General features: G+C 33.4%; 26 protein-coding genes. 22 read left to right on the forward strand and 4 right to left on the reverse strand.

What is annotated here, in order from left to right; translation table 11 throughout:
• The coding region (locus tag ACIQ2J_RS12910) for an alpha-amylase family glycosyl hydrolase (protein ID WP_396170510.1) at positions 1 to 911 on the reverse strand (911 nt) is incomplete at its 3' end.
• A gap of 378 nt (positions 912 to 1,289) precedes the next feature.
• Here ACIQ2J_RS12910 and ACIQ2J_RS12915 point away from each other — a divergent pair.
• From ACIQ2J_RS12915 to ACIQ2J_RS12970, 12 genes are all read left to right on the forward strand, one after another.
• Positions 1,290 to 2,465, forward strand: a complete 1,176-nt coding sequence (locus ACIQ2J_RS12915; protein WP_396170512.1) for an aspartate aminotransferase family protein — start codon at positions 1,290 to 1,292, stop codon at positions 2,463 to 2,465.
• A 291-nt stretch (positions 2,466 to 2,756) separates the two neighbouring features.
• Positions 2,757 to 4,151 (forward strand): tetratricopeptide repeat protein, encoded by a 1,395-nt coding sequence (locus ACIQ2J_RS12920; protein WP_396170515.1) that lies wholly within the window; start codon positions 2,757 to 2,759, stop codon positions 4,149 to 4,151.
• Positions 4,151 to 4,687 carry an energy transducer TonB gene (locus ACIQ2J_RS12925; RefSeq protein ID WP_396170518.1) on the forward strand — a complete coding sequence of 179 codons (537 nt, stop codon included), beginning with the start codon at positions 4,151 to 4,153 and terminating at the stop codon, positions 4,685 to 4,687. Before ACIQ2J_RS12920 ends, ACIQ2J_RS12925 begins: the two co-directional genes overlap by 1 nt.
• Entirely contained in the window at positions 4,671 to 5,417 is a 747-nt protein-coding gene (locus tag ACIQ2J_RS12930) for a shikimate dehydrogenase family protein (protein ID WP_396170520.1), read from the forward strand. Before ACIQ2J_RS12925 ends, ACIQ2J_RS12930 begins: the two co-directional genes overlap by 17 nt.
• Before the next feature lie 95 nt (positions 5,418 to 5,512).
• The gene (locus tag ACIQ2J_RS12935) at positions 5,513 to 7,798 is read left to right on the forward strand and encodes a DUF349 domain-containing protein (RefSeq protein ID WP_396170522.1); all 2,286 of its coding nucleotides are present in this window, start codon (positions 5,513 to 5,515) and stop codon (positions 7,796 to 7,798) included.
• Between the two features lie 101 nt (positions 7,799 to 7,899).
• Positions 7,900 to 9,264 (forward strand): oxygen-independent coproporphyrinogen III oxidase, encoded by a 1,365-nt coding sequence (gene hemN, locus ACIQ2J_RS12940; RefSeq protein ID WP_396170525.1) that lies wholly within the window; start codon positions 7,900 to 7,902, stop codon positions 9,262 to 9,264.
• Between the two features lie 164 nt (positions 9,265 to 9,428).
• On the forward strand, positions 9,429 to 9,581 hold the full coding sequence (locus ACIQ2J_RS12945) for a hypothetical protein (protein WP_396170528.1): 153 nt from the start codon (positions 9,429 to 9,431) through the stop codon (positions 9,579 to 9,581).
• Positions 9,582 to 9,612: 31 nt separating this feature from the next.
• A complete protein-coding gene (gene crcB, locus ACIQ2J_RS12950; RefSeq protein ID WP_396170530.1) occupies positions 9,613 to 9,984 on the forward strand; it encodes a fluoride efflux transporter CrcB in 372 nt (123 codons plus the stop codon).
• Between the two features lie 37 nt (positions 9,985 to 10,021).
• Complete coding sequence (locus ACIQ2J_RS12955; RefSeq protein ID WP_396170533.1) at positions 10,022 to 11,026, forward strand: bifunctional oligoribonuclease/PAP phosphatase NrnA; 1,005 nt, start codon at positions 10,022 to 10,024, stop codon at positions 11,024 to 11,026.
• 1 nt (position 11,027) lies between these two features.
• The gene (gene gldI / locus ACIQ2J_RS12960; RefSeq protein WP_396170535.1) at positions 11,028 to 11,591 is read left to right on the forward strand and encodes a gliding motility-associated peptidyl-prolyl isomerase GldI; all 564 of its coding nucleotides are present in this window, start codon (positions 11,028 to 11,030) and stop codon (positions 11,589 to 11,591) included.
• A 5-nt stretch (positions 11,592 to 11,596) separates the two neighbouring features.
• Entirely contained in the window at positions 11,597 to 12,718 is a 1,122-nt protein-coding gene (locus ACIQ2J_RS12965; RefSeq protein WP_396170537.1) for a peptidylprolyl isomerase, read from the forward strand.
• Between the two features lie 30 nt (positions 12,719 to 12,748).
• A complete protein-coding gene (locus tag ACIQ2J_RS12970) occupies positions 12,749 to 13,984 on the forward strand; it encodes a peptidylprolyl isomerase (RefSeq protein WP_396170540.1) in 1,236 nt (411 codons plus the stop codon).
• Between the two features lie 69 nt (positions 13,985 to 14,053).
• Here ACIQ2J_RS12970 and ACIQ2J_RS12975 read toward each other — a convergent pair whose 3' ends face one another.
• Together ACIQ2J_RS12975 and ACIQ2J_RS12980 are read right to left on the reverse strand one after the other, a co-directional pair.
• The gene (locus ACIQ2J_RS12975) at positions 14,054 to 14,482 is read right to left on the reverse strand and encodes a hypothetical protein (RefSeq protein ID WP_396170541.1); all 429 of its coding nucleotides are present in this window, start codon (positions 14,480 to 14,482) and stop codon (positions 14,054 to 14,056) included.
• 80 nt (positions 14,483 to 14,562) lie between these two features.
• The gene (locus ACIQ2J_RS12980; protein WP_396170543.1) at positions 14,563 to 15,153 is read right to left on the reverse strand and encodes a murein L,D-transpeptidase catalytic domain-containing protein; all 591 of its coding nucleotides are present in this window, start codon (positions 15,151 to 15,153) and stop codon (positions 14,563 to 14,565) included.
• A 133-nt stretch (positions 15,154 to 15,286) separates the two neighbouring features.
• Between ACIQ2J_RS12980 and ACIQ2J_RS12985 the strand changes: the two genes are divergently transcribed.
• The 8 genes from ACIQ2J_RS12985 to ACIQ2J_RS13020 all read left to right on the forward strand — a co-directional run bounded on the left by ACIQ2J_RS12985 (position 15,287) and on the right by ACIQ2J_RS13020 (position 21,863).
• Positions 15,287 to 15,595, forward strand: a complete 309-nt coding sequence (locus ACIQ2J_RS12985; RefSeq protein WP_396170547.1) for a hypothetical protein — start codon at positions 15,287 to 15,289, stop codon at positions 15,593 to 15,595.
• Positions 15,596 to 15,719: 124 nt separating this feature from the next.
• Entirely contained in the window at positions 15,720 to 15,950 is a 231-nt protein-coding gene (locus tag ACIQ2J_RS12990; protein ID WP_396170549.1) for a uroporphyrinogen decarboxylase, read from the forward strand.
• A gap of 225 nt (positions 15,951 to 16,175) precedes the next feature.
• Positions 16,176 to 16,889, forward strand: coding sequence for an aquaporin Z (gene aqpZ, locus ACIQ2J_RS12995; RefSeq protein ID WP_396170551.1), 714 nt, complete (start codon positions 16,176 to 16,178; stop codon positions 16,887 to 16,889).
• Positions 16,890 to 16,948: 59 nt separating this feature from the next.
• Positions 16,949 to 17,551, forward strand: coding sequence for an alpha-ketoglutarate-dependent dioxygenase AlkB family protein (locus ACIQ2J_RS13000; protein ID WP_396170553.1), 603 nt, complete (start codon positions 16,949 to 16,951; stop codon positions 17,549 to 17,551).
• Between the two features lie 130 nt (positions 17,552 to 17,681).
• Positions 17,682 to 17,957, forward strand: a complete 276-nt coding sequence (locus ACIQ2J_RS13005; protein WP_396170555.1) for a DUF2805 domain-containing protein — start codon at positions 17,682 to 17,684, stop codon at positions 17,955 to 17,957.
• Between the two features lie 116 nt (positions 17,958 to 18,073).
• Positions 18,074 to 19,009, forward strand: a complete 936-nt coding sequence (locus tag ACIQ2J_RS13010; protein WP_396170557.1) for an alpha/beta hydrolase — start codon at positions 18,074 to 18,076, stop codon at positions 19,007 to 19,009.
• A 49-nt stretch (positions 19,010 to 19,058) separates the two neighbouring features.
• Entirely contained in the window at positions 19,059 to 20,912 is a 1,854-nt protein-coding gene (locus tag ACIQ2J_RS13015) for a peptidase M61 (protein WP_396170560.1), read from the forward strand.
• Positions 20,913 to 21,146: 234 nt separating this feature from the next.
• Positions 21,147 to 21,863 (forward strand): DUF4369 domain-containing protein, encoded by a 717-nt coding sequence (locus ACIQ2J_RS13020; RefSeq protein ID WP_396170562.1) that lies wholly within the window; start codon positions 21,147 to 21,149, stop codon positions 21,861 to 21,863.
• 47 nt (positions 21,864 to 21,910) lie between these two features.
• On the opposite strand, the gene ACIQ2J_RS13025 is transcribed toward ACIQ2J_RS13020, so the two are convergent.
• A complete protein-coding gene (locus ACIQ2J_RS13025; RefSeq protein WP_396170564.1) occupies positions 21,911 to 22,888 on the reverse strand; it encodes an FKBP-type peptidyl-prolyl cis-trans isomerase in 978 nt (325 codons plus the stop codon).
• A gap of 79 nt (positions 22,889 to 22,967) precedes the next feature.
• Between ACIQ2J_RS13025 and ACIQ2J_RS13030 the strand changes: the two genes are divergently transcribed.
• Both ACIQ2J_RS13030 and ACIQ2J_RS13035 read left to right on the forward strand, forming a co-directional pair.
• Positions 22,968 to 23,354: an RNA-binding S4 domain-containing protein gene (locus tag ACIQ2J_RS13030; RefSeq protein ID WP_396170566.1), complete on the forward strand. Its 387-nt coding sequence runs from the start codon at positions 22,968 to 22,970 to the stop codon at positions 23,352 to 23,354.
• Entirely contained in the window at positions 23,341 to 23,922 is a 582-nt protein-coding gene (locus tag ACIQ2J_RS13035) for a methyltransferase domain-containing protein (RefSeq protein ID WP_396170568.1), read from the forward strand. The genes ACIQ2J_RS13030 and ACIQ2J_RS13035 overlap by 14 nt, the downstream gene beginning before the upstream one ends.
• The last annotated feature ends 2 nt before the right edge of the window (positions 23,923 to 23,924 follow it).

The following is a 23,924-nucleotide window of genomic DNA, read 5'->3' on the forward strand; positions in this document are numbered from 1 at the left end:
AATTTTTTCCAAGAACTTGGTACGTCTTTGTCTTTCCAAAAATCAAAATGTTCTTTATAGGATTTGTTTTCAAAACCGTCTGGCAATTCCGGAAAATCTTTAGAACCGTCAGGGCGAATTCCGTAGTTAACCTTCACCGTTTCGTACCAATCGTTTATATCTGGTTTCGCCATACGCGAACCATTACCGGTCCATTTTGCAGGATTTTCATCAAATGTTCCGTCAATTAACGGATTTGATTCTCCATTTAAAGGCTTATACGAATCGGAAGTTGGCACTTGAAAATGCTGTCCCGGAATGTAATAAAAGTTATTATTTCTATCGTATTCGACATTCGTATTATCATCGGCACCAAAATCACGAACGCCAGCAGGATTGGTAAATCCAATATATTTTCGAGCAATATGATTGGGAACGATATCAATAATTACTTTCAATCCGTGTTTGTGGGTGCGTTCAATTAATGCTTCAAATTCCTCCAAACGTCTCGCAGGATCTACTGCCAAATCGGGGTTTACATTATAGTAATCCTTCACGGCATAAGGCGAACCGGCTCGACCTTTAACCACTTCAGGGTCGTCGTTTGAAATTCCGTATTTGGTATAATCATTCACCAAAGCATGATGAGGAACTCCCGTGTACCAAATGTGCGTCACGCCAAGATCTTTAATTTCTGTTAAGGCAGTGTTTGTAAAATCGTTAAACTTCCCAACTCCATTTTCGGCAATCGTTCCCCAAGGTTTGTTGGTGGTATTTTTATTTCCGAACAATCTAGTAAAAACTTGATAGACTACTTTCTTCTTTTCTACAACGGTAACTTTTTTATTTTTGGAGTTTGAATTGGTTTTTTTTATTTGCGAATTGCCCGCAAGCGAAAGCCCAACTAAAGCAAATACTAGTAATTTTTTCATGAGATACTATTTAACATAATGACGCAAATATAAATATTTGTAAGGCATTTATGCTCTTTAATAAAAAAATCTTAATAAACCTTTGAGTTGACTCGAATTTCCTAAATTTGCTACAAATTAATATTGTCCGATTAATATTTTTATTAATTCTAAAAATATTTTATGTTTTGTCTCGCGAAGGCGCTAAGACGCAGATTACAATTAGATCCTTTGCGACTCGGTGCTTTTGCGATAATATTTTAAAAATTAAGTTGAGTCGGCATTTTTAAATATTTATTTAATACTATAAACAGTTAGTTTTATTAGAAAAAAATATTTGGAAATAGAAAAAAAAATACATTAAAAAACTTCGAGACCTAGCGTCTAAGTGTCCTAATTATGAATAACGATTTTATAAAATACCAAGCACAAACCACTCCCTACCCTTTAGGAATGGAGGTTTCGCATGCCATTGGATCCTATATTTACGATACCGACAATAAAAAATACCTCGACTTTGTTGCAGGAGTTTCTGCTTGTTCGTTAGGTCATCAAAACCAACGGGTGAACGATGCCATAAAAAACCAATTGGATAAATATTCGCATGTGATGGTTTATGGTGAATATTCGCAAAGTCCGGCGGTGCAGTATTGCAAATTATTGGTAGAGAATTTACCGCCCGAATTGAATAAAGTGTATTTGGTTAACTCTGGAACCGAAGCCTGTGAAGGTGCCTTGAAGTTGGTTCGAAGAGTAACTGGCAGAAGTCAGTTGATTTCCTGTCATAATGCATACCACGGCAATACCATGGGCTCCATGAGCGTTATGGGATTTGAAGAACGCAAGCAAGTTTTTAGACCTTTAATTCCCGATGTAGATTTTATTACCTTCAACAATGAGGAAGATATTTTAAAAATCACCACCAAAACTGCCGGAATTATTTTAGAAAGTATTCAAGGTGGCGCAGGATTTATCCAACCCGAAAATGATTTTTTGGCAAAAGTAAAAAAACGTTGCGAAGAAGTTGGAGCCCTAATGATTGTGGATGAAATTCAACCCGGATTTGGAAGGACCGGAAAATTATTTGGTTTCGAAAATTACAATGTCGTTCCCGATGTAGTGATTATTGGCAAAGGAATGGCTGGCGGAATGCCCGTTGGCGGATTTATTGCCCATGAAAAGCACATGGATTTACTTAGCCACGATCCAAAACTAGGACATATTACTACTTTTGGAGGCCATCCAGTTATTGCAGCAGCCTGTTTAGCAACTTTGCAGGAAGTGTTAGAAAAAGACTACGCCAAACAGTCTTTAGAGAAAGAAAAACTATTTAGAGAACTTTTGGTACATCCTTTGATAGAAGAAATTAGAGGAAAAGGCTTGATGCTAGCAGCCATGACAAGGGATGCCGAAATAACCAATCAAATTATTTTGCGTTGTCAAGACAAAGGGCTAATTTTATTTTGGTTATTATTTGAAGGAAAAGCCATCCGAATTACACCACCATTAACCATTTCTGAAGATGAAATTCGAGAAGGTTGCAAAATTATGTTGGAAGTTTTGAATGGTTTATAGTTTAGGGTTTAGGGTTTAGGGTTTAGGGTTTAGGGTTTAGGGTTTGTAGTTAACAAAAAACAATAAACTACAAACAACAAACAACAAACAATAAACTATAAACAATAAACTACAAACAATAAACTACAAACAATAAACTATAAACAACAAACTACAAACAATAAACAATAAACTACAAACTACAAACAACAAACTCACCTGTTAATTAAATTGTTCAAAACAAAAATTTAAAAAGCACTATTTCTAATTATAGATAAGTACTTTTATATAAGTTATTTCAAACAAAAAACTATGCATTTGGATCACGACGAAGAAGACTACAATTTATCCTTATCAAAATTTGAATCGATGTTGAAAACCAACAAAGTTCTCTTTTTTGATTCGGAAGAATTTGAAGAAATAATCCTGCATTATCTAGATATGGGCAAGGCAAATTTGGCTAAAAAAGCTTTAAAATTTGGTTTAGAACAACACCCTAAATCTACTGGTTTAAAGCTAGTTCAAGTAGAAATGCTAATCTACGAAGACAAATTGGAAATTGCAGAAAAACTCCTAAATGAGTTGTATGCAATTGAGCCGACTAACGAAGAAATTTTTATTCAAAAAGCCAATATTTACTCCAAAAGAGACAACCACGAAAAAGCGGTTGAATTACTAAACGAGGCCTTACAATTCACCGAAGATTATGCCGATATTTATAACTTAATAGGCATGGAATACCTATTTATGGACAATTTAGAATTGGCTAAAACCAATTTCATTAAATGTTTGGAAGAAGATATTGAAGACCAATCAGCCATTTATAATGTGGTATATTGCTATGAATTTTTAGATCAAAATGAAGAAGCAATCAAATATTTAAAAAAATATATTGATAAAAACCCGTATTCCGAAATTGCTTGGCACCAAAAAGGGCGCCTGTATTACGGATTAAAAGACTACGAAAATGCAGTTCGCGCTTTTGAATTTGCCACCTATATTGACGATGAATTTGTAGGAGCTTTCATGGAAAAAGGGAAAGCATTGGAGCGTTTAAAACGTTTTGAAGAAGCAATTGAAAGTTTTGTCAAAACAATAGAATTAGACGACCCTACTTCCTATGCTTTATTGCGAATTGGCAAGTGCAACGAAAAATTAGGAAACAAAGTCGAAGCATTAATTTACTATAACAAAACAGTTCATGAAGATCCACTTTTAGATAAAGGTTGGATTGCCATAACCGATTTTTACATACGCCAAAAAAACTATCCCAAAGCCCTGCATTATGCCAATAAAGCTTTAGCAATAGACGATCAAAACAAATCCTATTGGAAAAGATTTGCTACCATAAACAAAGCAATGAATCTTTTTGAAGATGCAGAATATGGCTTTCGAAAAGCAGTTGAATTAGGAGATTACCAGTTAGATACTTGGTTGTTTTGGGTAGATATTTTACACTATTTGGAAGAATTTGAAAACGCCGTATTGACTTTATTACAAGCTGCTGATTATTTTCCGGAAGAATACGAAATAGAATACCGTTTGGCAGGATTGAATTTTATATTGAAAGAAAATGAAAAAGGAACTTTTCATTTAAGCAATGGCTTGCGATTGAACTTTAAAAATAACACTCTTTTAGAAGAATTATTTCCTAAGGTTTGGGCAATGAAGAAAGTGCAGAATTACATTACCAAGCACAAACACTAATGAAAACTTTTTTTTTATTTTTTTCCTTTCTAATTTTCTCGCTTTCCTTTGGACAAACCAAAAAAGGAAAAGCTACTCCTAAAACTACTGTAATAAAGGAAATCCCTTTAGAAGAAAGAATCATTACAATAAAAAGTGATCCAGATGGAGATGCCACTCTTTCTGAAGAACCTGAGCCAGCGTATTTGAAGGAAAAAGAAAACGAAAACACCATTTACAACACAGCTGGAATTGAGGTTCAACCTGAATTTCCTGGAGGAAACACAAAATTATTTTCTTTCATTTCAAAAAATTTCGAATATTCGGAAGATATGAAAGAAAATGAGTTGAGAGGCAAAGTCATTGTATCCTTTGTTGTAGAAAAAGACGGATCATTATCCAACCTTAAAGTTATTCGTAGTATAGGTTACGGCACAGATAATGAAGCAATGCGAGTAGTAACAAAAATGCCCAAATGGTTGCCCGGGGAGCAAAATGGCAAAAAAGTAAGATGTTCCTATTTAATTCCAATTACTATAAATGCTGCAAAACAATAAAAAATTCGGATTGATAGGTAGGGATATTTCCTATTCTTTTTCCAGAAAATATTTTGCCGAAAAATTCTCCAAAGATTTATTTAACGATTGTACCTATGAAAATTTTGACATTCCTACCATAGAGGAATTTCCTAATGTCTTAAAGAATAATCCTGATTTAAAAGGCTTAAATGTTACTATCCCATACAAAGAAGCTATTATTCCTTTCCTAGACACCCTATCGGATAAAGCATTTAAAATTGGTGCTGTAAACGTAATTCGATTCACCAAAAAAGGAAATTTAAAAGGATACAATTCCGATTGGTATGGATTTAAAAAGTCATTAGAGCCATTACTACAACCCCACCATAAAAAAGCACTAATATTAGGAACTGGTGGTGCAGCCAAAGCGGTTGCTTTTGCACTAGAACAATTGGGAATTTTTTATACGTTTATTTCCCGAGAAGCTTCTGAAAATACTATGGATTACAATCTTATAAATGCTACAACTTTTGATAATTATCAAATAATAATTAATTGCACCCCACTTGGAACTAGTCCAAATATTAAGGAATTCCCTCCTATTCCCTATACTTTTTTTACTGAAAAACATATTGCATTCGATTTAATTTACAATCCTGAAGAAACCCAATTTCTGAAAAAAGCAAAAAAGCAAGGTGCCCAAATAAAAAACGGCAAAGAAATGTTAATCTTTCAAGCAGAAAAAGCTTGGAAAATTTGGAATAAATAACAGAAACTATTGCTTTTTTAGGTTTTTTATCAACACTTTTGTATCTTTAGCGCTCCAAAAAAGGAAAAATTGTATAACCTTACACATTTAAAAAAATGTCAGAAGAATTGAATGATAACCTACCAGTTAACGAAAACGCGGTAGACGGAAACGTAACAAACGAATCCCAAGAGAGTTTATCCATTGAAAAACAAGAAGTTGAAGAAATTTTAGTTACTGAAGAGCCTGCATCCGAATTGGTTCCAGATACCGAAGTTGAAGCACCACTAGTTGCTGAAACAGAAGAAGAAAAAGTTCTAGAAGTAGAAGATTTAGTTGGCGAAGAAATTGAAGAAACTCCAATTGAGGTCGCTTTGGAAGTAGAAACTGCTTCTGAAATAGAAGAAACTACGGATAAAGTTGCTGAAGAAACAGAAACTGTTTCTGAAATAGAAGAAACTGCTATTGAAGTTGTTGAAGAACCAGAAACTATTTCCGAAATAGAAGAAACTGCTATTGAAGCTGAAAATACTATTGCGCTTACAGATGCACAAGTTGCAGACGACACTTTGGAAATACAAGAAGGAAGTGATTTTGCAATGAATGCAATTGCTACAGCCAATGCCGAAGAAAGTGAAGACGAAACAGTTAAAGGTAGAGACGATATTCCATTACAAGATTACGAAGCATTGCCAATGGAAAAATTGGTAGATGAATTAGAAATTCTTGTTGCTACTGAAAAGGTAATGTCAGTAAGAGAGCATGTAGAAGAAATTAAGAAAGCTTTTTTATCTAAATTCCATCATTTCATGGATGAAAAAAAGGATGAATTTCATGCTGAAAATCCAGAAACTACAGAGGATTTTCATTACAGCTTTCCTTTAAAAACTAAATTCGACACTTTATATAATCAATACCGAGATAAGAAAAACGTTCACTTTAAGTCGTTACAAAACAACTTACAAGCGAATTTAGAAAATAGAATGGCTCTTGTAGAAGAGTTGAAAAATTTAGTAAATAATTCTACCGGAAACATTGCAAACTCTCTAAAACAACTAAACGACATTAGAGAACGTTGGAAAAATGCAGGTCCGATTCCTAAAGATAAATACAACCACGTTTGGAATAATTTCCATTTTCATATTGAAAATTTTTACGATTTCTTACACTTAGATAGAGAAGCTAGAGATATTGATTTTAAAATCAACTTAGATCAAAAGCAAAAAATCATTGCTCGTGTTACCGAATTAGTTAACGAACCAGATATCAATAAAGCGTTCCGTGAATTACAAGATTTGCATAAAATTTGGAAAGAAGATATAGGACCAGTTTCTAGAGAACACAGAGAAGAAATTTGGAAACAGTTTAGCGACTTGACCAAACAAATGCACGATAAAAGAGAATCGTTTTACGAAGGTTTTAGAGCCAAAGAAACCGATAATCTCGAAAAGAAAAATGCAATCATTGCACAATTAGAAGTTTTAGCACAAGAAAAAGTAGATTCGCACCAAGCATGGTTGAATCAAATTGTGAAAGTAGAGGCTTTGCGCAATGAATTCTTTGCTACTGGTAAAGTTCCTGGAGAAGTTAATGAAGCCACTTGGGCAGCATTTAAAACTGCGGTACGAAACTTTAACGTGCTTAAAAATTCTTTTTATAAAGAAATTAAAAAAGACCAAAACGATAATTTAAGTAAAAAACAAGCTCTTGTTACTAAGGCAAACGAATTAAAAGAAAGCGATGATTTTACAGCTACCACTCCTTTAATGAAGCAAATTCAAGAGGAATGGAAATTAGTAGGTCATGTGCCAAGAAAATTTTCGGATGTACTTTGGAAAGAATTTAAAGCAGCTTGTAACCACTATTTTGAACGTTTAAAAGAAAGCAAATCGGAAGAAAACTCCGAAGAAGTAGCAGCCTTTGAAAAGAAAAAAGAATATTTGGAAGGTTTGCGTGCATTTGAACTAGTTGGAGATCACAGAGCCGATTTAGACGCAATTAAAGTTCATATTGAAGCATGGAAATCTATAGGGAAAGTTCCTTTTAACAGAAGACATATAGAAGGTAAATTCAATAAAATATTGGATGCTTTATTTGAAAAATTAAGTTCAAGTAAAAAAGAAGGCGATATGTTGCGTTTTGCTAATCGTTTGGATAACATTTCCGGATCTGAAGACAGCAGAAAACTAGACAACGAAAAAATCTTCATCATGCGTAAAATTGAGGAAGTTCAGAATGAAATTTTCCAATTAGAAAATAACATTCAATTTTTTCAAAATACTAAAAATGCTAAGAAAGAAAATTCAATTGTAACGGAAGTTAGAAAAACAATTGAAAGACATAAAGAAGAGCTGTTGTCTTGGAAAGACAAGTTAAAACAGATACGAAATATTGTTAAATAACACTTAAAAGCTCACTTTAACAGTGAGCTTTTTTTATTTATGACAATTATCATTTTAATTTCTTTGCTGCGGAATTACATTTGAATTCAAAAGTTATTCTCATGCCAATTTCCTTAATCCAAAAATACAATGTCCCTGGTCCAAGATACACAAGTTATCCAACGGTACCCTATTGGAGTGAGGGACTGTTTACTAACGATTTGTGGAAAAATACTTTCCTTCAATCCTTCCAGGAAAGTAATGAAAACGAAGGAATTAGTTTATATATACACCTGCCGTTTTGTGAGAGTTTGTGTACCTTTTGTGGTTGCAACAAACGAATTACCAAACGACATGATGTGGAGAACTCCTATATAGCAGCAGTTTTACACGAATGGAATATCTATTGCGATTTACTTCCTAACAAACCAATTATTAAAGAAATCCATCTTGGTGGAGGAACCCCAACGTTCTTTGCTCCCGAAAATTTAGAATCATTAATAAACGGAATTTTCCTAAGAGCCACCAAAGCGAAAGAACATGAATTTAGTTTTGAAGGACATCCTAATAATACTACAAGAACCCATCTGCAAACCCTTTACAATTTAGGATTTAAAAGAGTAAGCTTTGGAGTGCAAGATTATTCTGAAAAAGTACAAAAAGCAATTCATAGAGAACAACCTTTTCACAATGTTGCTAAAGTTACATTTTGGGCGAAGGAAATTGGCTATACTTCTATAGGACATGATTTAATTTTTGGATTACCTTTTCAGACATTAGAGGATGTGATCGATACTATTGACAAAACCAATTCACTACTTCCCGATCGTTTAGCATTTTATAGCTACGCACATGTGCCATGGATTAAAGGCAATGGACAACGCGGTTTTAGAGATGAAGACGTTCCAAAAGACGATGCCAAAAGACAACTTTATGAAGAAGGGAAAAAAAGTTTGGCAGCACATAATTATCACGAAATAGGCATGGATCATTTTGCTTTGAAAACGGATAGCATGTATGAATCCTTTCAAAACAAAAAATTACATCGTAATTTTATGGGCTATACTTCTTCTAAAACAAAATTAATGATTGGATTAGGAGTTTCCTCTATAAGCGATAGCTGGTATAGTTTTGCACAAAATGAAAAAACTATCGAAGACTATTATGCTCGTTTAGAAAAAAATGAGTTACCTGTTTTTAAAGGACATATTCTTACAGAAGAAGATTTAATAATTCGAAAACACATACTAAATTTGATGTGTCAGTTTACTACATCTTGGGAAGCCAAAGAAGATTATTTTCCAGAAATTGTTGAAATTGTTGAACAATTAAACGAAATGGAAACCGATGGATTGATACAAATATCCGATAAATCTATCACGGTAACCGAAAAAGGAAAACCTTTTGTACGTAATATCTGTATGGCCTTCGATTTACGATTGAAACGCAATGCACCACAAACGCAATTGTTTTCGATGACGGTTTAATACAGGAAAAAAATCAACCCCACTTGTTTCAATGGATAAATTATCATTTACATAATTTGAAAAATTATCCCTATCAATTGATAATAAACATTCCTAAATCTATGTACATTTGTGTCTAAGAATTTACTTAAGAGAAATTCAACAATCATAATAACCTACAAACCATGGGAAAATTTGGATTTTCATTTTCGTTAAACCGACTCTTAGGCATTACTCAAGCCAAACAAAAATTTGCTAGATCTACAGGAATCCCAACAACAAAAGGCGGGATGGAACGAAAAATAGGCACTAGCATTTTGAAACTGTTTTTTAAATAATTTTATTACATTTGAAATCAAATAAATAACCATGTTAAAAACAGTACTTTTTATAGGTATCGGTGGCGCAATTGGTAGCATATTACGGTACTTAACTTCGGTTTTAGTTACTAAATATTGGGCTAATCAATTTCCGCTAGCAACCTTTATCACAAATGTTTTAGGATGTTTTGCAATTGGTTTATTTATTGGTCTTTTAGAAAAAAATAATTTAGCCAACAGTAGTTTAAAATGGTTTTTAGTTACTGGTTTCTGTGGAGGATATACTACATTTTCAACCTTTGGCTTTGAAAATTATTCCCTTTTCCAATCTAATAATTCCATTCTTGCATTTGGCTATATTGCTATGAGTGTTCTTCTAGGGATATTTGCAGTTTGGCTCGGACTTTTTGTTTCCAAATAACATTTTTTTAACACAAAAAAATGTAATTTCGCATCCTATGAACGAAAAAGACCTACTCGAGTTATCCGAATTATTGGCAACGCCAAAGAAAATCGCTATTATACCCCACCGAAGTCCCGATGGTGACGCCATGGGATCTACCCTTGGAATGTATCATTTTCTATTGAAATTGAACCACCAACCGGTAGTTATTGCACCCAATGATTTTCCTAATTTTTTGAATTGGCTTCCTGCTTCCGATACGGTTTTAGTATATGAAAATGAGAAGGAAAAAGTTGCGAAAATTCTGCAAGATCAAGAACTTATTTTTACTTTAGATTTTAATGCTTTGCATCGAACTGGTGAAATGGAAAACGTTCTGAACAAACTTACCGTTCCAATGGTAATGATTGATCACCACCAATTGCCCGATACGTATGCAAAATATACCTATTCCGATACTGCTTTTGGTTCTACTTGTGAAATGGTTTATAATTTTATCGGATTTTTAAATCAAAAAAACTTACTTGATAAAACTATTGCAACTTGTTTATATACTGGAATTTTAACCGATTCGGGTGGTTTTCGTTATCCAAAAACAACTGGAACCACGCACCGAATTGCAGCAGAATTTATTGATTTAGGAATTGATAATTCTGAAATTCCAAACTTGCTTTTTGACAATAATTCATACGATAGATTGCAACTTTTAGGAAGAGCCTTACAAAACATGAAGGTTATTCCCGAATTGAAAACGGCTTATATTTCGCTTTCACAAAAAGAATTAGACGAATTTAATTATGTAAAGGGCGATACCGAAGGCATTGTAAATTATGGATTAACCATAAAAGGTATTAATTTCGCAGCAATTTTTATTGAAAATCGCGACGAAAAAATCGTTAAAATATCTTTTCGTTCCCAAGGTGCATTTGATGTAAATCAATTTGCTAGAGAACACTTTAGCGGTGGCGGTCACATCAATGCTGCTGGAGGAAAATCGGAAGATACTTTGGTGAAAACCATCGAAAAATTTGAAAGTATAATTTCAAAAATTATTATTTAAAATGAGAATACTAAAAAACATTTTGGCTGTAAGCATTGCCGTTCTAACTCTTGCAAGTTGTAAACAACAACAAGCACGGATGCCTATTTCACATTCTTCGGGGGAGTTTTTAAATGCCTCGGTAGAACGCAATAAAAAACTTATCAAAGGCGAAGAAGGTCAAATAGATTCCATTATCAAAAGCAATCCGAATACCAAATATATTGCTTCCCAAAAAGGGTATTGGTACTATTATGATGTTAAAAATGATAGAGACACCCTACGTCCTAAAAAAGGCGATGTGGCTACTTTTGATTATGAAATCAAAGACATAAAAGGCAACGTGATTTATTCGCAATTGGAATTAAAACCGCAAACCTATGTCGTTGACAAACAAAATATCCTAATGGGATTACGTCACGGCATCAAGTTGATGCACAAAGCAGAAACGGTTACATTTTTATTTCCATCGCACATGGCTTTTGGTTACCATGGAGATGATCGCCGAATTGGAACCAACGAGCCACTTATTTGTACCGTTACTTTAAACGATTTTAAATCTGAAACTAAAACAACTCAAGAATAATTAATATGAAACGAATAGTAAGCTTAGTAGCAATACTTGTAGTATCCTTATTTGTAGGATGTAAAGGTGACGGGCACAACAATTTACCCGATGGTTTGTATGCTGAAATTGAAACTTCCAAGGGAAACATTTTAGTAGAATTAGAATATACAAAAGCACCTATAACTGTAGCTAATTTTATTGCACTTGCCGAAGGAAGCCACCCATTTGTATCGGAAGATTACAAAGGAAAACCGTTATACAATGGATTAAAATTTCACCGAGTGATATCTAAAACCAATGGGGATGCTGAGGATTTTATGATTCAAGGTGGTGACCCTTTAGGAAATGGTTCTGGTGATGCAGGTTTTAAATTTAAAGATGAAATTACTGATTTGAAATTTGACAAAGGTGGCTTATTAGCAATGGCAAATTCAGGTCCTGGAACTAATGGAAGTCAGTTTTTTATTACCTTAAAAGATACGCCTTGGTTGGATGGAAAACACACGATTTTTGGTCATGTGATGGAACAAGGTATGAAAGTGGTTAATGCTATTGTGCAAGACGATGCTATGAATTCCGTTAAAATAATCCGAAAAGGAGAGGCTGCAAAGAAATTTAATGCAGTGAAAATTTTCAGTGATTACTTCAAAACCGAATCGGAAAATCAAAAGAAACAAGAAGCAATTTATGCTGCAACCTACAAAAAAGTTACCACCGATAAACTTGCTTTTTTTGCACAACAAAAAGCTTCGGCAACTAAAACAAGTACAGGATTGCAGTATACTATTTACCAAAAAGGAGCCGGCAAAAAACCTGCAGGCGGAAGCACTGTTTTTATTAAATATGCTGGCTTTTTAGAAAACGGAATTTTATTTGACACCAGTTCGCAAGAAACTGCTCAAACCTTTGGTAAATTTGACCCTCAAAGAGCTGCGCAGAATGAGTATTCTCCACTACCTTTTGAAGTTGGTTCTAAAGGCAAAATGATTCCAGGATTTGAAGAAGGATTATCCAAATTAAATATAGGAGATAAAGCGGTATTATTTATCCCCTCTAATTTAGGATATGGTGAAAACGGAGCAGGAAATGTGATCCCACCCAATGCCAACATTATCTTTGAAGTGGAAGTATTAGAAAAAATGTAAACTAAATATAAATCAATAAATTAATTACCAATGAAAATGAAATTTAAAATTGCCTTGTTATTCTGTTTGGGATTAACAATTTCAAATGCGCAAACCAAAAAACCAGTTAAGAAAGCAACTACTACTGTTGCCGTAAAACCACAATTAACTACTTCTGTTCCTGGAGCAGCAGCCATTAACACCAAAGAAGGTATTTTTGCCGAATTGGAAACTGCCAAAGGCAAAATCTATATTAAATTAGATTACCAAAAATCACCTATTACAGTTGCTAACTTTATTGCTTTAGCAGAAGGAACTAACACACAAGTAGGAGAAAAATACAAAGGAAAAAAATTCTTTGACGGATTGAAATTCCATAGAGTAATAAAAGACTTTATGATACAAGGTGGAGATCCAGATGGTAACGGACAAGGTGGTCCTGGTTATGCTTTTAAAGATGAATTTACTGATGCAAAATTTGATAGAGCAGGAATTTTAGCAATGGCTAATTCCGGCCCAAAAACCAATGGTTCTCAATTTTTCATTACCCACGTTCCAACACCACATTTAAATGGTAAACATACTATTTTTGGATATGTAATAACAGGTCAAGATGTAGTTAATGCAATTGCTCAAGACGATGTAATTACTAAACTAACCATTACAAGAAAAGGTGCTGAAGCAAATAATTTTAATGCTAGCAAAATTTTTGCTGATTATTTTGCTGGAAAAGCCGATGAAGATAAAAAACAAGCTGAATTAGATGCAGAAGCTAAAAAGAAACAAGCAGAACTAGATGCTATTATAAAAGCAGAATACGCTTCAAAATTTGGAACTGTTATGACAAATAAAGCTAATGCGTTAAATGCGTTAAAGCCAACTGCTACTAAAACTGCTTCAGGATTACAGTTTGTTATCACTGAAAAAGGTACTGGTAAAAAACCAGAAAAAGGTACTGCTGTTTTAATTAACTATGCAGGATATTTAGAAGATGGAACTTTATTTGATAGCTGTATTGAAAACGTTGCTAAAGAGTACGGCAAATTTGATCAAAACAGAGCCAATGCTAATGGATACCAACCAATGCAAGCTAAAGCAGGAGAATACCAATTTATCCCTGGATTTGTTGAAGGTTTAAATGCACTTTCTTTTGGAGATAAAGCAACTATTTTCATCCCTTCTAACCTAGGTTATGGCGAAAGAGGGGCTGGCGGAGTTATTCCTCCTAATGCTAATATTATATTTGAAGTAGAATTTTTAGAAGCAGCTCCTGCTCCAACTAAATAATTTTATCAACACCCAAAAAAGGCACAAAAGAGTTTTCTTCTGTGCCTTTTTTTTTGCTTTAAAGCAAAATTATTTTTTGAATTTCCATTCAAATTCGTCGTTGTCATTGATGATAGCACCAATTTCCACCCGGATAATCTTTCCGAATTCCGATTGTAAAACCAACCAATTACTCTCGTTGAAATGGTTTTCGGTAGAATCAAAATCTTCTTCTTCCCAAGATTTAAAGGGCAATTCCTTTTTAATAGTTTCTACATCCAAACCAATTACTTTTTTATCTAACAATGTCACTTCAGGATTGGAAGTTATCATATACCCTAATTTCATAGCTTCGTCTTGGTAAAAAGTCAAACGCAATTGTAACGAATTATATAAAAATATGATGTTTTGTTCTTCGTCTTCAAACTCTTTATCGGGAGAACCATATAGAGCAATTACGTCTTTTTGTTGCATTCCGAAAAGAAGTTGGTCGATACCGTTTTTAGGATTTACTTTCATTGGATTTATTTTGAGTTCAAAGTTCGGGAAGTTTTACATAAGAAGAATACAATTTCAAAAAATTATTATATGGTTTCCTATTAATTTACTATCCATAACAATACTGGTTTCTTGGAAACTTTTAATTTCTTATCTAATAGTTTCATAAAATCATTAGAAACTGCAGGACATCCCCAACTTAATGGGCTAACTTGAGGATAAACTTCCTTATTAGAAACCGCTTCCCATGAATGAAGTACAACTACTCGATCTTCGGCATTAGCATTCGATTTTTCTAAACCGTGCAAAACATATTTAACATGAATTCCCCATTGGCTATAGGCACGAACTCCTATTTTATATTTCCCTTTCATAGAGCAATGACTATCGTTTCTGTTATCAAATTTTGCTTTTTCCCATTGCTGCGGATTTTCTTCCAATTGGTCACAACTGCCATGAGTTACTAAATTGCGGTTGATAATTTTATTTTGTTTAAAATTATAAACAAAAAATCGATTCTTACCAGGATGAATACTCATATCTAATAAAAAATAGTAATCTTGATTAAAATTATTCTTTTTGCAAAATTCTAACGCTACTTTATTAATTGGAAAATAATTTTTGGAGTTATTTATATTTGGTTTTTTACTGCAAGTGAAAAATGCAAGAAAAATTAATAAGGCGATCTTCATTGTAAGTATTTTCTTAAAAAAACGTATTAATCTGCTATTTATTGTTAATATATACTTAAAAACATTATAGAAATAATCGTTTGGATTGGTTTTTGTAAAATTAAAAAATCAATAACTTTTAAAATAAAATAACATGAAAAAAGTAATCTTAGGATTGATGTTGTTCACTGGAATTGCTTCCGTATCGGCACAAACAAAGCCTAAAAATGTAGTTACCACCGCTAAAGCTAAAACAGAAAAAGCAGCAGCTACCAAAACTGAAGAGACAAAATCAGCAGCAACTAACACTGCTAATGCAACAAAAGAAAGTGCACTTTCTAAAGTTAACAAAGCAGCAACTAAAGCAGAATCTACTGCAAATCAAGTAAATGCAGCAACGAATAATAAAGCAGTGAAATCTGTTGGAGATGGTGCTACCAAATTAAAAAACATGACTAATTAATTTTAATTAATTATCTAGAAAGCCTTATAAACGATTGTTTGTAAGGCTTTTTTTATTCCTTCAAATAAAAAGTACACCATAAAAAGCAAAAAACTATATTTGCAGCCGACTAAATAAAAATAATATGTTTGATATTTCTTTAACCGAGTGGATAGGTTATGCAGCGTCTTTAGTATTAATGATTTCATTTTTGATGAAAAATATCAATACCTTACGAATTATTAATTCTATCGGAGCTTTGCTTTTCATAGTATATGGAATACTGCTAGCTATTTCTTGGCCAATAATAATTTCCAATACTTTTATTTTAGGAGTGAACTCTTATTATTTAACGAAACATTTCAAAAATAAATAACCAATATATTTTCTGTTTGTTAAATTTTCTTTAACTTAGTTCTAGATTTAGAAATAGTTACAGATGAATTCTTTCTTTTTCAACCCCAAATTCTAACACTAAAAGGTAAAACTTAACTTTGCTTACTTAATAATTATTTGTTTTTCTCAACGTAATATAGAGTATTAACAATAGTATAATCTCTGGTATAAAATTAAATTTATTATTAACTAAATTTTATACATTATGAGAAAACTTTTTGCAGAATTTTTTGGAACGTATTGGCTTGTTTTTGGAGGTTGTGGTAGCGCACTTTTTGCTGCCGGCTATCCCAATTTAGGGATTGGCTTTGCGGGTGTTTCACTTGCATTTGGATTAACAGTTTTAACCATGGCGTATGCTGTGGGGCACATTTCTGGCGGACATTTTAACCCCGCAGTTTCTTTTGGTCTTTGGGCTGGTGGCCGTTTTTCTTTCAAAGATTTAATTCCCTATATAATTGCACAATGTATTGGAGCAATTGCAGCTGCAGGGACTTTATTTTACATTTGGACTGGAAAAACTGGTAATAGTATCGACAATACCAAAGCTGGAGCATTTGCTTCCAATGGATTTGGTACCTTTTCACCAGATAATTATTCCAGGTTTTCTTGCTTTACAGCTGAATTTATTCTAACTTTATTTTTCTTAATCGTAATTCTAGGTGCTACCGATAAATTAGCCAACGGAAAATTTGCAGGAATTGCAATTGGATTAGCACTAACCTTAATTCATTTAATTAGCATACCAATTACCAACACATCGGTGAATCCGGCGCGATCTTTATCGCAAGCATTATTTGTTGGTGGGGAACCGTTAAAACAAGTTTGGTTGTTTTGGGCAGCACCAATTTTAGGGGCAATTGTTGGTGGTTTAATTTATAAAAATTTACTGCAACAATCGGAAACTTCAGAAGAATAAACACCTAAAATTTATAAGAAAACGGCGGATTATTCCGTCGTTTTTTTTATTTTTGAAAAATGAATTCTCTATTTCCTTCTGAAAAAATTGTCTTTGATGTACCCGATGCAGTAATTGAATACTATCCCAATTTCTTTGAGGAAGCACAAGCCAAAGAGTTTTTTGATAAATTATACCACGAAATTCCGTGGCAACAAGATGCCATAACGGTTTTTGGAAAAACCCATGCCCAACCTAGGTTAACAGCTCTTTTTGGAAACGAAGGCAAGCCCTACTCCTACTCGAATATTGTAATGCAACCGCATTCTTGGAATCCGTTATTAATGTTTATCAAAAATAAAATAGAAGAAATTTGTAATGAAAATTTCACTACTGTATTACTCAATTTATACCGCAACGGAAAAGACAGCAACGGCTGGCATGCTGATAATGAAAGAGAACTGGGAAGAAATCCGGTAATTGCCTCGGTAAGTTTTGGATCTGAAAGAAGTTTTCACTTACAACACAATTCTATAGCAGATGCCAAACTTAAAATCACTCTAGGAAATGGAAGTTTATTGCTGATGAAAGGCGAAACCCAACACTTTTGGAAACACCAAATTCCGAAAACTTCTAGAGAAATAAACCCTAGGATTAATCTTACTTTTCGGATAATTAAATGATTAAAAACCGAAATTTATATTTTTTTCAATATAAATTTGAATTCTTTTAAAAAGTAATTGAATTTTTTCTTAATATTGGAATGTAAATTGATATTGAAATTTAATTAACATTAATTGTGCTTTTCGACTAATGAAAAAAAGTAAAAGAGTGGAGCTTAGCCACGAGGAACTTGAAAGAGTGTTTACCATGGCCCAAGAGGAAAAGAAACCTTTTGAAGTATTAAAAGCCGAATTTGGAATAACCGAAAATGAGGTTACCGAATTAATGCGTAAACGATTATCCAAAGATAATTTTGAACTTTGGAAAAAGAAAGCAGCTGCTAGCAAACCAAAGCCAAAACCTATGGTTACAGATGATTTTGACGATTTGGATGGCAAATACTACATGAAAAATAAATTGGATTAAAATTTTAACTCTTGTTTTACAGGAGTTTTTTTTGTTTTTCAACTGAAAAGAAATTACCATTTTTTTAAGATTGAAATTTGGGACAAAATTGTAAATTAGCCCTAAAATTCAACTTTATGAAAACTACTATTTGGGTATTGTTATTATTTGTAACTATTTCTACTTATTCCCAAGAAAACAAAACTACTTCCCAAGAAATTGAAGTAAATTCCTTAATAAAAGGAACTCTTTTTTCTCCTGAAAAAGTTACTAAAAAAACTAAATTGGTTATTCTTATTGCTGGCTCAGGTCCAACCAACCGCAGTGGAAATAGCACTATTGGAGGCGTTAACAACTCTTTGAAATATTTAGCAGAAGGCTTAGCAAAAAACGGAATTACCGTATTTAGTTACGACAAAAGAATTTTTGCTCAAATGATTACTAAAACGGTTGACGAAAAAACGCTTTCTTTTGAAGATTTTATCCACGATGCTAAAGATGTAATTACCTATTTTCAATCGCAAAAAAAATATTCTAAAATCATTATTGCTGGACATAGCGAAGGATCGCTTATAGGAATGCTAGCCGCTCTAAATACTGCTGATGGCTATGTTTCGCTTGATGGGGCCGGAAGATGCATAGACGAAGTGCTATCCGAACAAATTGCCAAGCAGGCACCTACAATGAAAGAAACGGTTGATAAAGGATTGGCTACTTTAAAAGAAGGCAAAACTTTTGATAACAAAAACCCAATGTTGGCTTCTCTTTTTAGAGAAAGTGTACAACCCTATATGATTTCTTGGATAAAATACAATCCGCAAGTGGAAATTAAAAAACTCAACATTCCAATTTTACTAATAAACGGTACTAAAGACCTACAAGTTCCTGCAACGGATGCCGAGTTATTACATGCTGCTAACCCAAAATCGGAATTGAAAATAATCGAAAACATGAACCACATTTTTAAGGAAATAACAGTAGACGAAGACAACCTAAAATCGTATAGCAACCCTAATTTACCTGTTATGCCAGAACTGATTAACACGATGACAACATTTGTAAAATCAATCTAATTTGTAAGGAAATCCTTAAATGCTCGTCCACTATCTGAAAATTAAAATTATGAGAAAAATTATTTTAGGAATTGCTTTAGCAACTTTATTTTTTAGTTACCAGCCAAACGCAATGGCACAATCTAAAAAGAAGCAGCAAGTTGCTGTAACCATTGACCTCAACAACGTAAAAGACGACAAAGTACAAGTAACTATTTCGGCTCCTACAATTACTACCAATGAAATTGTATACCATCTTCCTAAAAGTATTCCGGGAACCTATTCGGTGGATGATTATGGCAAATTCATTGACGATGTAAAAGCAGTAGATTCTAAAGGAGCTGTACTTGAAATAACCAAACTAGACGACGACTCTTGGAGCATTAAAAATGCAACCAAATTATATAAAATTACCTATTGGGTTAACGATACTTTTGACATTGAAGGTAATGGTGGTTTTGGAAAAGGAGTGTTTTCTCCGGCAGGAACAAACATTATAGAAGGTAAGAATTTTCTATTGAACAACCATGGTTTTGTTGGTTATTTTGATGCTAAAAAAGACTTAACTTATAATCTAACTGTTACCCATCCCGAAACACTTTTCGGAGCTACTTCGTTAGTAGATTCGGATAGCAGTGCCACTTCCGATACTTTCGTAGTTTCTAGATACAACGATTTGGTAGACAATCCAATTATGTATTCTGCTCCAGATTATACTACTTTTAATGTGGATGGCATGGAAATTTTATTTAGTGTTTATTCTCCAAATGGTAAGCATACAGCAAAAGATTTATCGGCAGATTTAGAGAAATGCATGCGTGCCCAAAAGAAATTTTTGGGACCTATAAATACCAATAAAAGGTATACCGTTTTATTATATCTATCGGATATGAAAACCAAAGACGCTAAAGGGTTTGGTGCTTTAGAACACAATAGTTCTACTTCGGTAGTTTTTCCAGAGATGATGCCTAATTCGGCGCTTGGAAAAGAATTAATTGATGTGGTTTCTCATGAGTTTTTTCATATTGTAACACCACTTGGCGTACATTCAAATGAGATTCATTATTTTGATTTTAATTCTCCTAAAATGTCGCAACATTTGTGGATGTATGAAGGAGTTACCGAATATTTTGCTAATTTATTTCAAGTCAACCAAGGACTAATTGATGAAGCTGCTTTTTACAAACGAATGGCAGGAAAAATCAACAATGCCAAACGTTTAAATGATACTATGCCGTTCACCACTATGAGTGAAAATGTTTTGGTGGAACCGTATAAAGACCAGTATTTAAATGTTTATGAAAAAGGGGCATTAATTGGTATGTGTATTGACGTTATCATCCGCGAAAAAAGCAATGGACAAAAAGGAATTTTAGATTTAATGCAAAAATTAACTAACGAATACGGACCTAAAAAACCATTTAACGACAGCGAACTTTTTGGTAAAATTACCGAACTAACCTACCCTGAAGTAGGAACTTTCTTAACAACTTATGTTTCGGGAACTACACCAATACCCTATGAAGAGTATTTTTCAAAAATGGGAATTGCAAAAACTAAAATCCAAAAAGCAACCAATCCGTTTATAAATAAAAAATCAGCTGGTATTACAGGAACTTCCGCTAAAGAAATTAAAATAAAATCCAACACCGAGTTGAGTCCGTTTTTAACTACTTTAGGATTACAAGGCGACGACATTATTACTGCCATTAATGGGACCGAATATACTTTGGATCAAATTTCGGAAATGATGACCACAGCCCAAAAATGGAAAGAAGGAGATGCGGTTACTATGAAAATTATACGGGATGGCAAAGACCTTACCCTTACAGGGAAAGTAATCCTGTCCTATGAAGAATCGGAAGGTTATCATACTGTAGATGCTACGAAAAACGCCTTGAAAGAAGCTTGGTTAAAAGGATAATACTTTCTTTTCAACACGAATTACACGAATTTGCACAAATAATTTATGGGCTTATTAGCTAACTTTAAAGAATTACTATACCTATTGCGAAAGTTAGAATTGGTGTAATCCAATTATTAAACTACAATAATTAGTGAAAATTAGTGTAATTCGTGTCAAACTCTTTATTATTAAATCCTCTTTTTATGTTATAAATTGAGGATTTTTTTATTATTTTGCCGAAAATAAAAAACCATGCAAAAAACACTTATAGCCTTATTCGCTTTAGTCTTACTTTCTTCTTGTTCTGAAAAGAAAACCGATAAAAATCTGCACATTACTGGATTTATCAAAGGATTTAAAAAAGGAACTTTATACATTCAAAGGATTAAAGATACTTCGCTAGTAGCCATTGACACTATAAAAATTGATGGCGATTCCCACTTTAGCAGTGATTTAAAAATTGATTCTCCCGAAATGCTGTATCTTTTTATAGACAGAGGAGTAACTAATTCGATAGACAATAACCTACCATTTTTTGTAGAGCCAGGAAATATTAAAATTGAATCTTCTTTAGATTTTTTTACTGCCGATGCCAAAATATCTGGATCTAAAAACCAAGAATTGTACGACGAATACAAAAAAGTAGTTTCGCGTTATGTAGATCAAAATTTAGATTTAATTCAAAAAAGATTCACAGCCTACAAAGCTAATAATACCGACGAATTGGATAAAATTCAAGAAGAGCAAGACAACGTATTGAAAAGAAAATATTTGTACACCACTAACTTTGCAGTTAACCATGCCGATTATGATGTAGCGCCTTATGTTGCGGTTGCTGAGATTTATGATATCAATTTAAAGTATTTGGATACCATTCAAAAATCGATGACGCCAAAAATTGCCAAATCGCTTTATGGCAAAAAGCTAAACACACTGATTCAGGAAAGAAAGAAATTAGAAACCAAATAGCTCAAAAAAAAATCCCGTTCTAAACTAGAACGGGAATTTTTTATCTCTTAATGACAAGCAGCATCTATATGTTTCCTAACTCGGTTAGGATCTGTAGCAGAACCACCACAATCTGGAATCATATTATATAAATACAAACCTCCCAATGGGTTCTTAATCTCTACTCTAGTCAATACATGATCCCCATCATCATCGATATCATACATGTTAGCATAACCATCTCCATCGGTGTCTAAAAAAGGAACATCCGTAACAACAGCACCCGTATTATCTATTTTATACAAATTATCTGAAGGATTCTCTTTCCATCGAATAAGAGGATTAACAAGAGGATCTAACTTTCGTTCGTCTTTAGACAAAACGCCATCACCATCTTGGTCACGGTATCGTAATTCGTATAATTTGAAACTGAAAATAATAGGAGAATAAGAAGAAATATTTCCCGCTCCATTACTATAATAAGCTAATCCAGAAGGCAAAAACATCACCCCAGCGCCAAAATTATCAAAAGAGGTTCCATTTCCACCCGTTCCAGGAGTATAAGTTCCTGTATGAAAATTGGTAATAATGTGTGACCAACCTGAAATAACTTCAGGTAATCTAAACCATGTTGGGGTAATAGCTTGATCAAAAGTAGCACTTTTTAAAAGATTTATTCCTTTGTAGGCAACGTTTACCGAATCAACTTGAGTTGGTCTGTTTTTTGTTCCTTCTCTAAATTTTATGAAATATATTTTATAATTAACCCCATTTTGTAAAACTGTTGTATCTCTTAATTGAAATGCAGTATCGGTTCTAATAGACGAATGTCCTCCTGTTGGAATCAAAGTATCAAAAGTAACATTGTAATCTGCATCATGTGTAATGTAATGGGTATCAATATAAGTATTGATCAAAGCTAAGTCTGCAGTGTATTGTTCTTTATAATCCCTTAATGCTATTGGATCAGCGCTGCTAGTCTTAGAACAGGACGCCACCACCACACAAATTACAAAAACCGAAAGTATTTTAAAAAAATTATTCATTTTTAATCCAATTTAGGTGTGCAAGATACAATATTGATTTATTTTTGTAAACTATTTAACGTTGATTTTAGATAATTTTATGAGAGTAGATAAATATTTATGGTGTATGCGCTATTACAAAACCCGAAATATGGTTACCGAAGCTTGCAAAAAAAACCACATTACCGTAAATGGTCAAGTGGCAAAGGCTTCAAGAGAGGTTTTTCCGAGTGATAAAATAACCTTCCGGAAAGACCAAATTGTGCATATTATTTCGGTTTTAGATATTCCTGCCAACCGCGTGGGCGCTAAATTAGTAGATATTTATAGAAAAGACGATACTCCTGCCGAATCGTTTGCACATTTGGAACTTTTAAAATTATCCAAAGAGCATTACCGAAAAACCGGAACTGGACGTCCTACCAAAAAAGACCGTAGAGATTTGGACGACCTAGAACTTAACTCCGCCTCCGATGCAACTGAATAAAAATTACTGGGAAGAACGGTATCAAAACAACGAAACCGGCTGGGATGTTGGCGAAATAGCTACTCCATTAAAAGAATATATTGACCAACTTACCGATAAATCTGCCAAGATATTAATTCCGGGAGCGGGTAATAGTCATGAATTAGAATATTTAGTAAGCCAAGGTTTTACTAATGTTTTTGTTTTGGATTACGCCCATTCGCCATTGGATAACATCCAAAAAAGGATTCCAACTTTTCCAAAAGATCATTTAATTTGTGCCGATTTTTTTGAACACCACGATACCTATGACTTAATTTTGGAACAAACCTTCTTTTGTGCTCTAGACCCTTCGCTGCGAAAAGACTACGTACAAAAAATGCACTCGTTACTAAAACCTAATGGTAAAATTGCTGGATTGTTATTTCAGTTTCCGTTAACCGAAGTAGGGCCACCATTTGGAGGTTCGAAAGTAGAATATGTTGCCTTATTTGAAAAGTATTTTACCTTTAAAACATTAGAAACTGCATTTAATTCCATCAAACCTAGACTAGAAAAGGAACTCTTTTTTATCTTTACCAAAAAATAACG

The sequence above is a fragment of the Flavobacterium sp. genome, assembly GCF_044357305.1.
GTDB lineage: Bacteria > Bacteroidota > Bacteroidia > Flavobacteriales > Flavobacteriaceae > Flavobacterium.